This window comes from Kribbella sp. NPDC051718, from assembly GCF_040681515.1.
In the GTDB taxonomy this organism is placed as follows: domain Bacteria; phylum Actinomycetota; class Actinomycetes; order Propionibacteriales; family Kribbellaceae; genus Kribbella.
This window is the reverse complement of record NZ_JBFAYZ010000002.1, coordinates 669,921-679,890: the sequence shown is the minus strand read 5'-3', so window position 1 is coordinate 679,890 and position 9,970 is coordinate 669,921. Positions and strand designations below refer to the sequence as shown.

General features: G+C 67.0%; 8 protein-coding genes, 1 tRNA gene and 1 pseudogene. 2 read left to right on the top strand and 8 right to left on the bottom strand.

Translation table 11 applies throughout. The annotated features are described in order from the left end of the window. The 4 genes and pseudogenes from AB0M15_RS09830 to AB0M15_RS09815 all read right to left on the bottom strand — a co-directional run. A pseudogene (locus tag AB0M15_RS09830) lies at positions 1-322 on the bottom strand (hypothetical protein); the annotation flags it as partial. Positions 323-422: 100 nt separating this feature from the next. After that, positions 423-1,061, bottom strand: coding sequence for a lipoyl(octanoyl) transferase LipB (gene lipB / locus AB0M15_RS09825; protein ID WP_363815857.1), 639 nt, complete (start codon positions 1,059-1,061; stop codon positions 423-425). A 69-nt stretch (positions 1,062-1,130) separates the two neighbouring features. After that, positions 1,131-1,204 (bottom strand) — tRNA-Pro (locus tag AB0M15_RS09820). A 46-nt stretch (positions 1,205-1,250) separates the two neighbouring features. After that, complete coding sequence (locus tag AB0M15_RS09815) at positions 1,251-2,177, bottom strand: metallophosphoesterase (protein WP_363815855.1); 927 nt, start codon at positions 2,175-2,177, stop codon at positions 1,251-1,253. Between the two features lie 26 nt (positions 2,178-2,203). On the opposite strand from AB0M15_RS09815, the gene AB0M15_RS09810 reads away from it, so the two are divergent. Continuing rightward, positions 2,204-2,671: a GatB/YqeY domain-containing protein gene (locus AB0M15_RS09810; RefSeq protein WP_363815853.1), complete on the top strand. Its 468-nt coding sequence runs from the start codon at positions 2,204-2,206 to the stop codon at positions 2,669-2,671. A 13-nt stretch (positions 2,672-2,684) separates the two neighbouring features. On the opposite strand, the gene AB0M15_RS09805 is transcribed toward AB0M15_RS09810, so the two are convergent. Genes AB0M15_RS09805 through AB0M15_RS09795 form a run of 3 tightly spaced genes read right to left on the bottom strand, consistent with a single transcriptional unit; the run spans position 2,685 to position 6,819 of the window. After that, positions 2,685-3,722, bottom strand: a complete 1,038-nt coding sequence (locus AB0M15_RS09805) for a hypothetical protein (protein WP_363815851.1) — start codon at positions 3,720-3,722, stop codon at positions 2,685-2,687. Positions 3,723-3,756: 34 nt separating this feature from the next. After that, positions 3,757-4,392, bottom strand: coding sequence for a hypothetical protein (locus AB0M15_RS09800; protein WP_363815849.1), 636 nt, complete (start codon positions 4,390-4,392; stop codon positions 3,757-3,759). A 42-nt stretch (positions 4,393-4,434) separates the two neighbouring features. Then, positions 4,435-6,819, bottom strand: a complete 2,385-nt coding sequence (locus AB0M15_RS09795; RefSeq protein ID WP_363815847.1) for a glycoside hydrolase domain-containing protein — start codon at positions 6,817-6,819, stop codon at positions 4,435-4,437. A 182-nt stretch (positions 6,820-7,001) separates the two neighbouring features. Here AB0M15_RS09795 and AB0M15_RS09790 point away from each other — a divergent pair, with 182 nt between their 5' ends. Continuing rightward, on the top strand, positions 7,002-7,202 hold the full coding sequence (locus tag AB0M15_RS09790) for a hypothetical protein (protein ID WP_363815845.1): 201 nt from the start codon (positions 7,002-7,004) through the stop codon (positions 7,200-7,202). Positions 7,203-7,494: 292 nt separating this feature from the next. Here the strand turns inward: AB0M15_RS09790 and AB0M15_RS09785 are convergent, their stop codons facing one another. Beyond that, the gene (locus AB0M15_RS09785) at positions 7,495-9,921 is read right to left on the bottom strand and encodes a transglycosylase domain-containing protein (RefSeq protein ID WP_363815843.1); all 2,427 of its coding nucleotides are present in this window, start codon (positions 9,919-9,921) and stop codon (positions 7,495-7,497) included. Positions 9,922-9,970: the final 49 nt, after the last annotated feature.

The following is a 9,970-nucleotide window of genomic DNA, read 5'->3' as shown; positions in this document are numbered from 1 at the left end:
CCTCGGCGGTGGGTAGGTGGAGCGGCGACGCAGAATCGCCCGTCGGTGCCGAGGTGCCACCCGGCGCAGGCTCGTCGCCTCCGGCGACCTCGCTGCTGTCGAGGGGAGTGCTCGAGTCCCAGCCCGAGTTCGGCTGCTCGTCGACTCCGTCGACCTCGGCGGTGGGTAGGTGGAGCGGCGACGCAGAATCGCCCGTCGGTGCCGAGGTGCCACCCGGCGCAGGCTCGTCGCCTCCGGCGACCTCGCTGGGGGCGAGGGGGAGCGTCGGGTCCTCGGGGGCCGACGGGTGGGGCTTGTCGGCTTCGGGGGTGTCGTCGCTCATTGCCGCAGGTTATCCGTTCGGGCGGCTGCTAGCGCGGTGACGACCGCGGCGTGGTGATGAGAGCTGTCGATAGGGGTGGGAACCGAGGCAGGGGTGATGGTCAGGCAGCGCCCAGGGCGGTTGCGACGGCAGTGCGGAGTTGGGCGTCGGTGGGGCACGGGATGGAGAGTTCGTGGCTGAGGTCGGCCAGGGAGGTCATGGTGACGTCGTGGAGGCCGCAGGTGGTGAAGGTGTGGAAGACGTCCATGGTGGGGTCGAGGTTGATCGAGAAGCCGTGGGAGGTGACGCCGCGGCGGATGCGCATGCCGATGGAGCAGAGTTTGCGGTGGTCGGTGGTCCAGACGCCGACCAGGCTGCTTTCGCCGCGTGGCGTGTCCCGCCGGACCAGCGGAAAGCCCAGCGACCCGAGCGCCTCGATCAGCCCGTTCTCGACCCAGCGGACGATGTCGACGGGGCCGCGCTTCTTCAGGTCGATCACCAGGTAGCCGACCAGTTGTCCAGGCCCGTGGTACGTCGCGAAGCCGCCGCGGTCGACAGCGACGGTCGGGATCGCCGCGGCTTCGGGCGGCAGGTCGGCCAGTGAGGTGCGCGGGCCGTACGTGATCACCGGCGGATGACTCAGCAGGAACAACCGATCCCCAGCCTCACCAGCCTGCCGCTCCTCGACCCAGGTCCGCATGTCCTTGGCGGCGACTTCGTAATCCACTTCACCAAGATCGACCCGCTCGAGCGCGCTCATGCCAGCCAGCTTAGGTCGGGCCGGAGATGACTGAAGGCGGTGGCTCCGGAGAGCCACCGCCTTCATTTGTCGGGCTGACAGGATTTGAACCTGCGACCTCGTCGTCCCGAACGACGCGCGCTACCAAGCTGCGCCACAGCCCGAAGTCGGCGTTAGCTTACATGCGCCACCCGCCAGGACGAAATCGGGTTATCCGGCCTTCGGAACCAACGTGATCAAGGTCGCTTCCGGGCGGCAAGCGAACCGCACCGGGGCGTACGGCGACGTGCCCAGGCCAGCCGAGACGTGCAGTGCCGCCTGGCGCTCTTCGAAGCCCCAGGTGGACAAACCCTTCACCCGGGACGCGTCGAGGTCGCAGTTGGTCACCAGGGCCCCGTAGAACGGCACCGCGAGCTGACCGCCGTGCGTGTGCCCGGCGAGCACCAGCGGATACCCGTCGCCGACGAACCCGTTCAGCACCCGCTGGTACGGCGCGTGCGTCACTCCGACGGACAGGTCGGCGGCCGGATCCACCTCGCCCGCGACCTCGGCGTACCGGTCGCGTCTGATGTGTGGGTCGTCGGTGCCGGCGAAGTCCAGGCGCAGGCCGTTCACCTTGAGGGTGGCGCGCTCGTTGTTGAGGTCGATCCAGCCGGCCGCCGTGAACGACGACCGCATCTCCTCGTAGGGCAGGTCCGGGCCGTGCGGCTTGTGGCGCTGCTTGTTGGCCGGCAGCAGGTACTTCGCCGGGTTCTTGAAGTGCGGCTTCCAGTAGTCGTTCGAGCCGAAGACGAAAACACCCGGTACGTCGAGCAGCGCGCCGTACGCCTGCAGCAGCGGCAGGACCGAGTCCGGGTGGGAGATGTTGTCGCCGGTGTTGACGATCAGATCCGGCTCCAGCCGGGCCAGCTCGTTGACCCAGCGGATCTTCTTCTCCTGCGTCGGCATCAGATGCAGGTCGGACAGGTGCAGCACCTTGAGCGGCGCCGTCCCCACCGGCAGCACCGGCACGGTCACCCTGCGCAGCGTGAACCACCGCACCTCGATGGCCGCCGCGTACCCGACGCAGGCAGCGCCGACCGCGGTGACGACGGCAGCGGACTTCAGCGTCGTGGTGGCAAGCCCCCGGAAACTCATTTCACCAGCCTGCCACAATCGTGGGCATGTCCAACTCCGAACTGAAGCAGCGCCTGCACGATGACATGACCGCGGCCCTGAAGGCGCGCGACGAGCTCCGCAAGTCGACCCTGCGGATGGCGCTCACGGCCGTGACCAAGCAGGAGGTGGCCGGCAAGGAGGCTCGCGAGCTGTCCGACGCGGAGGTTCTCGACGTCCTCAGCGCCGAGGCGAAGAAGCGCCGCGAGTCGGTCACGGCGTACCGGGACGCCGGCCGCGAGGAACTGGCGGTCAAGGAGCAGGCCGAGGCCGACATCCTGGCCGAGTACCTCCCCGAGCAGCTCTCCCTGGAGGAGATCGCCGCCCTGGTCACCGAAACCATCGCCGCCACCGGAGCCGCCGAGCTCGGCCCCCGCGGCATCGGCAAGGTGATGGGCGCCCTCCAGCCCAAGGTCAAGGGCAAGGCCGACGGCGGCACCGTCTCCGCCGAGGTCAAACGCCAACTAGGCGCCTAGCAGGCAGGGCCGATCAGGCAGGAGCCGCGGCAGCCCGGGTGGCTGTCGAGTAGATGTCGTCCGATCGCGTCTGCGATTCCTGCCCGGTCGGTCGCTGCGAGTCCCTGGACCGCTTCGGCGGCAGGAACTCGACCAGCGGCGGTGCCAGCGTGTCGAGCGGCCCGCTCAGCTCGCGCACCTCGGTCCGGCAGATCAGCGTGACCCTGGCGTCGGCTTCGACAGGCGCATGCGAGGTCCAGGTCGCTGTCGCTCGGCCTGTCGACGTGCCGCGCCGGGGCAGCCCCAGGACGCGCTTCCCGTCGCTGTCCGTGGCAGCAGTGATCTCCACGGACTCGAAGACCTGCCGATCCAGCGAGATTCTGATCCGCGATCCCGCCGGCACCACGCCTGGACCGACCGAATGGGCGGTGACGAGCGTCGGGTACCAGACCGAGAAGCCGTCGCCCCAAGCCGCCTGCTGCCAGCCGGCACCGAGCTGGACGCCCCATGGAACGTCCTTCTTGGCCGTCGGCCGACTGAGAGCCCGCGCCGTCGTGGCGCCGGCGAGGTCGACGACCTCGACCTGGACCGGCAACGGATCGGTCACCAGGTCGGCGGGGAAGCGTTGGGGCTTCAGTGCCCCCGCCTGCAAGGTGTACTCCCCGGCCGGCAACTGCGGCAGCCGTACCTCCAGCCGTACTGCGTGACCGGGGCCGGCCTTCGGTACGCCGTGAACCGGGATCAGCCGGCTCCCACGGACCAGCACAGACCGTGGCGCGGCGAAGTACAGGCGGCTGTCATAGGTGAGAGCGACGACTGCTCCAGCGGGGACGCCGGACGTCCCGACGGTGAGGAGAGCTCCCAGTGCGGCCGGAACCTCGACCGACGCACCCTGCGGCCCTTGGACCAACCTCGAGGTGCTCATCGGGCCCACAGGAGTGATCCCCTTCGGCACCGGCGGCGCAGCGGAGGCCTGAGCGGACTGGGTCAGCTCGGCGGTGAGCACTGCACCGGTCGCGACCGCTCCCTGCAGGATCACGCGGCGGTGTGGTCGGATTCCCTCGGTGGTCATCGATTGCCTCTCGCCGGACGAATGGTTGCGATTCCTATCGGGGCGGCGCCTGGAAGATCGGCAGCCAAGTACCCCAGACCAGGTGCTGGGCGACCAGCGCGGCCAGCCACAGGACGACCGGTACGGCGGCCCGGACCCACCAAGGCAACAGCCTGACCAGGAAGGCCATCACCACCATGCTGAGCCCGGCCAGCACCCCAGGCCCAAGCAGAGCAGCGGTCTGTTGCTGAAGCGGCCAGCAGGACGGGTAGGTACAGCGATCGCCGGCCCCGGAGAAGCGGAAAACGTTGCTGATCACCTCGGCCACGCCCATCCCAGCGGCGGCGATCAAACCTCCGAGCCCCTGGAAGATCGCTCCGGTGAGCGATCCTTTGCCGTTTCGGCGCGGCAGGCCGGTCGCGGCGACGAGTGTCAAGGACATCCAGACGACGAGTAGTACCCAGGTCCTGTCGACGGGCTGACCGTGGTAGGTCACGCCTTGTGCGTCCTGGCTGGGGTCGACCTGGCCGAGATACTGGTTCAGCCCCATTCCGACCCAGCCGAACGACAACAGGCCGGCGCCGGCCGCGATCAGCAACCCGGTTTCCCACAGGGACAGCCACCGGCCCTGGGGCGCGGACGTACCGACGTCCGTCACGGTGGCGGATCCCGATGGTTCGTGGCCGGTCACCTGTCCGCCTTGTCTGTCGATGATTGAGACCCGCCCACTGTCTCATCCTTGGGCGGCCATCATTCGGGCGTAGACCTCAGCGCAGACGGTGGCATCGGCAGGGCTCGGCAACGTCTCGGCCTTGGCTGCCTGAATCAGCTTGGCATTGGTCAACGGGAAGTTTTCGACCGGACCGACGTCGATTCCGTCTGCCAGCTTCTTGAAGGCCGTCACGACGTTGAGTTCGACGCTGCCGAACCTGTCCTGGTAGAACTTCGCGACCCGCTGCTTGTCCGTGAGCTTGAGCAACCCCCGCAGCGCCTCCGACATCGACAGGTGGCCGTCCTTCATCGCCCGCGCCACCAGATAACCGTCGGAGTCGGCGACGACGTCCGCCCAGGGGAAGTTGCCGTCGGCGTTCCGGACGCCGATTCGCGCGACCAGGTACTGCCTCAGATCGAGGGTAGGGGTCTGCTGGCGTGCCTTCTCGTAGGCGCCCCAAGTGGAGAGCAGATCCAGGCACCAGCCGCCCAGGTCGCCCAAGCCGTAGTCGTTCTGCGTGGTGGGCACGTCCCAGACCTCGTAACCGCGAACCGTCGCGGCGAAGTGCGCGATGTCGCGATTCGACACCGGCTTGTTCGGCGTCAACCTGTTCAGCTCTTCTTCGGCCGCGGCACGGGCGAGTACCAGATCACCGGTGTCCAGCGTCGGGGTGTAGAGATTCCACTGGCCGTCCGAGCTGCCACTCCAGTACTCGGGCTTCTGCAGCCAGTGTGCGACGAACGATCGGGTGAAGGGTGCGTACGGCCGCAGGTTCTTCAGCAGGGTGCTGGCGTTCACCAGGCCGCGCTCGCAGGCCACTTCGGCCCGGACGAGCCATTCGAAGAAGGCATCGAAACCTGTGCCGGAGGTCGAGCCGTCGCGTTCGATCGGCGGTGAGACCACGGGGCCGAGATCGATCGGGGTGGCGTGGCTGGAGACCACGTCCTTGTCGATGCCGAGGGCGGTCGGCACGCCGGGCAGCTGGGCCTGGATCTCGACGATCTGGTTGTAGTGCCAGTTCTCCGGCATCGGGAAGCCCATATTGCCCGAGTAGCCGGTCGACATCCCGGCGACGAAGGCGGCCTCGGCCAGGTCGTTCTCGAGGATGATGCTGCAGACGTTCCGGGTTCCGTAGACGCCGATCTTGTACTTGCCGGTGACGCTGTCGTCCATCGAGTCGTTGACGCCGCGGAAGTAGTCGGCGACCGGACCGTTGATCACCTCGCCGACGGCATCGAAGTCGACGGAGAAGAAAACCACGCTGCCGGCCGGCAACCCCAGCACCCGGCAGCGCTCCAACGCCTCGACACCGTGCAAGCTGCCGTTGGCGCGAGTCATCACCGCAGGAGTGTCGTTGTACCGCTGATGGATCGGGAACAGTTTGAGGCCGGCCGCCTTCAACAGGTCCAGTTCCGGCGCGGTGATGAACTTGCCCGCGCCGACGGTGTAGCGGCCGATCGTCGTGTACCCGGCCGCGACGGCGCCGTTGGCCTGAGCCGCCGTGAGCTGCTTGTTGGTGTCGAATCCCTTGGTGGCAATGGTCGTGTCACCGCACGACACCAGCAGCGCGCACCAGGTGCTGTAGTCGCCGTTGCCGTTCACCGGCAGCTCCATGAACCCCTGGAAGTCGCGGGTGAACTGGGCGGTGTCGCCGTCGAACGTACCGTTGAACGGACTGTCGTACCGGTTGAATCGCAGCACCGCCTGATAGAGCCGGACGAACCGCTTGGCGCCGTCGACCGAACCCTGGGAGACGATCCCCTGAGTACGGATGCCGTCGCGGGTGCCCGGCCCGAAGTTGCCGGTTGCGACGCCGTCGGCCAGCCCGATCTCGTACTGCAACCCGTACGTCAGCGCCGTCTGCACCGAGCGGGAGTAGATGCCGTCACAGGGCACGAGTGCGAAGTCGCGGCGACTGAGGTAGGTCGCGTTCAGCCAGCGCTGAACCTCCCGCACCTGATTGGTACCGGGGCCGAGCTTCACATAGGCGTCCATGCTCATCAGGGACGCCATCAGCTTCACGTCGACGAACGGATTGTCGAGGCCGAGGCCCAGGTCGTTGCGCATCCAGCCGACCGCGTTGCTCAGGTTGGCGAAGGTGATCTCGTTGCCTGCATAGAAACCCGGGTAGCCCTTGCACCACATGGCCGCGCTCAACAGCTTGAGGACGTTGACCTTCGTCGTGCTGCCGTCGATCCGGCCGATCTGGCTGATGAACGCCGCGGTGGTGGCCGGTCCGAATCCGGACGTCACCGGCGAGATTCCGAGCTCCGTCTGCAATCCCCGGCGCAAGCCGTACATCACGGACCAGGCGGTCTGTCCGTCCTCATCGAGATGAACCCAGCCGTTGACCGAACCATAGGTCGCGTTGAGCCATTGCTGCGCCGCCAGCACCTGCACATCCACGAAGACGTTCCCCCAGTCCGGTCAGCCACAGCCGGGAGTCCGGGCGGCCCGTCGATTGTGTTGGCCGCCCAACACCGGGTCAACGAAACTGCAGCAAGTTGCAAGTCGGTCACCTACCGCTCCGTCGGCGGCTACGGTGCCAGGTGGCACATCGTCACTTCGGACCTTTGGCAAGGGGAGTCATGTCGAGAAACTGGAAGTCCGCCACGGCGGTATTCACCGCTGTGGCGGCCGTCGGCGCATTCTCGTTCCTGAGCGCGGCGCCTGCGGCCGCGGCGTCCTGCACCTACTCAGCGTGTAACGGCCTGAACCCGGCGACCGCCGGCTGCGACAAGGATGCCGTCACCAAGCTGGACTTGGTCACCACGTACAGCGGGTACTAAGCAGAACTCCGATGGTCACCGAGCTGCCACGCTTTCTGGACGCGAATCACGCCGCTCGACAGCGGGGGCGCCGATGGAGCCTATGGCTACATCGCCGGCGGTACGTACGGCGACGACGGGCAGGCCGTCACGCAGATCGTCTACACCAGCAACAGGGTCATCAACGAGCGACAGACGAAAATGATCTCCCAGTCCTACGCGTGGGAGCGTTTCTGCGCCTACGGTTCCAACGTTCGCGACGTCGGCTGCAAGATCACCACGTTGTGACCGTGTCCGGCTGAGGCGGCCGGACTCAGCGGCCGCCGCAGTTCGGATTCCAGACCGGACAGCCGCCACCGCCGGGCTTGCCGCCGCCACCGGGCTTGCCGGTGTTGGGTGGGTTCGGCGGCTGCGGGATGCCGGGAGAGTTCGGCGGGTTCGGCGGGTTGGGCTGCTGGATCTTGCTGCCGTTGGAGACGAAGATCGTCACCGTGGCGCCTTCGGGGGCGCCGTCCTCGCTGCGGGGGCTCAGGTAGGCGACGGTGCCCTGGACCTCTTCGGAGTCGACCTGGCCCGGAGCGATCCTGGCTTCGAAACCCATCCCGCGCAGCTTGTTCGCGGCCTCGTCCGGGTTCATCCCGTTCACGTACGGCAGGTCGACGACGTTGCCACGGCGGGTCTTGTCCGTCGGAGCGGTGAACTTTGTGGTCGGCATGCCCTTCAGGGCGCCTTGCATGGCGGTCTCCCAGATCGGACCGGCGGTTCCCGAACCAGAGGCGTCGTGCATCGTCTTGCCGTTGAGAGTCTGGTTGATCAGGTTCTCGTACTTCGGGGTCGCGTCCGCGACCACCGCGGCGGCCGCGAGCTTGTTGGAGTAGCCGGAGAACCAGACGGCCTTGTTGTCCTGGATCGTTCCGGTCTTGCCGGCCAGGTCACTCCGGCCGAACTTCAGGTGCTGCCCCGTGCCCGGTGGCTCCATCACCTGGTGCAGCACCTCGTTGACGCCGTCCGCGACCTCGGGCTTGAGCACCTGCTTGCAGCTCGGACCCGGCGTGTTGAGCGAGCGGCCGTTGTAGTTCTTCACCGAGGTGATCAGCTGCGGCGTGCAGTACTTGCCCCGGGCGGCGAAAGCGGCGTAGGCGTTGGAGAGCGCCAAGGGCGTCGTGTAGCCGACGCCGAGCGTGTAGGAGACGTACTGCTCCATCGGTTGCCCGGTCTGCGCGTCAGTGAGGCCCAGGTTCTGCGCGAGGGTTGCGATCGGGCAGAGGCCGACCTGCTGGGACAGTTGCAGGAAGTAGGTGTTGGTCGACGCCTGGGCCGCCTGGATCATGGTCGGTTCGGGTGCGGCCTTGGTCGAGTTCTTCGGGTTGTAGTCGTCGACCTTCGTCGTCCCCGTGCAGGTCTTGAACTTCACTCCACCGAGCGGGAGCGGGCTCGGCGAGGGGATCCGGTACGTCAGTGGGAATCCTGCCTGGATCGCCGCGGCGATCGTGAACGCCTTCATCGTCGAACCGTTCTGGAACCCGCCGTACCCACCCTGATAGGACTTCTCGACGTTGTAGTTGTACGCCGTCGTGTGGTTCTTGCCGTCGCCGTACGGCACGCTCTGCACCATCGCCTTCACCAGGCCGGTCCCCGGCTCCACCATGGTGACGGCCGCGATCGCGTCGTCGGTGGGCTTGCTGTGCTTGTCGATCGAGTTCTGCGCGGCCGCCTGGATCCGGCTGTCGAGTGAGGTGACGACGGTGATACCGGCGGTCTTGATGTAGTGCTCGCGGGCCTTGTCGGTCTTGCCGAAGGCGGGGTTGTCGAGCAGCTTCGAGACGATGTACTCGCAGAAGAACGGGTAGGGCGAGTTGGCGCAGCCGTTCGGGACCTTCAGCACCGGGCCATGGAGGACCGGCGTCTTGATCGCGGCGCTGGACTGCGCGGCGGTGATGACGCCGAGCTCCTGCATCCGGCGCAGTACGACATCGCGGCGTTCCTTGGCCTTCGCCGGGTTGTTCGTCGGGTCGTAACCGGTGGGGTTCTTCACCAGCCCGGCCAGCATCGCTGCCTGCGGCAGCGTCAGCCTGGACGCGTGCACCCGGAAGTAGTGCATGGCCGCCGCCTCGACGCCGTACGCGCCGTCACCGAAGTTGGCCAGGTTCAGATACTTCTCAAGGATCTCGTTCTTGGAGAACTGCTTCTCGACCGCGATCGCGTAGCGCAGTTCCGCGATCTTCCGCTCGTAGGTGTCGGCCGTGGCGTCTTTGATCGCCTGCTCGTCACCGCTCGCGTTCGCCTTCTCCACCAGGCTCAGCTTGACGAACTGCTGGGTGATGCTCGAACCACCCTGCTGGACGCCGCCACTGTTCTGGTTGCGGATCAGCGCGCGCAAGGTGCCCTTGGCGTCGAGGGCGCCGTGCTCGAAGAACCGGTCGTCCTCGATCGCGACGATCGCCTTCAGCATGATCGGGTTGATCTGCTTGAGCGTCACCGGCTCGCGGTTCTGCTCGTACAGGGTCGCGATCAGTTTCCCGTCGGCGGTGAGGATCGTCGTCTTGCGCGAGACCGGGACGGTCTTCAGTTCCTGTGGCAGGTCCTGCAGGGTCTCCGCCGTCTTCTCGGTGCCGAAGCCGGCCAGACCCGCGAACGGGATCGCCAGACCGGCCGCCAGAGCACCCGACAGAACACTCACCCCGAGGAACAGAACCACTGACTGGACGACGCCCCGATCGTCCTTATCCCTTACGCGCATGGACTAGAGCCTACGGGATCAGAGCGCCACGCCAATTCCTCGAATGTGT

Bases quoted from the DNA above. Each gene is read 5' to 3' on its own strand.
- AB0M15_RS09790 (WP_363815845.1), top strand. From the start codon at position 7,002: ATGTCGAGAAACTGGAAGTCCGCCACGGCGGTATTCACCGCTGTGGCG.
- lipB (WP_363815857.1), bottom strand. From the start codon at position 1,061: ATGAGCGCGCTCGAGCGGGTCGATCTTGGTGAAGTGGATTACGAAGTC.
- AB0M15_RS09810 (WP_363815853.1), top strand. From the start codon at position 2,204: ATGTCCAACTCCGAACTGAAGCAGCGCCTGCACGATGACATGACCGCG.
- AB0M15_RS09785 (WP_363815843.1), bottom strand. From the start codon at position 9,921: ATGCGCGTAAGGGATAAGGACGATCGGGGCGTCGTCCAGTCAGTGGTT.
- AB0M15_RS09805 (WP_363815851.1), bottom strand. From the start codon at position 3,722: ATGACCACCGAGGGAATCCGACCACACCGCCGCGTGATCCTGCAGGGA.
- AB0M15_RS09815 (WP_363815855.1), bottom strand. From the start codon at position 2,177: ATGAGTTTCCGGGGGCTTGCCACCACGACGCTGAAGTCCGCTGCCGTC.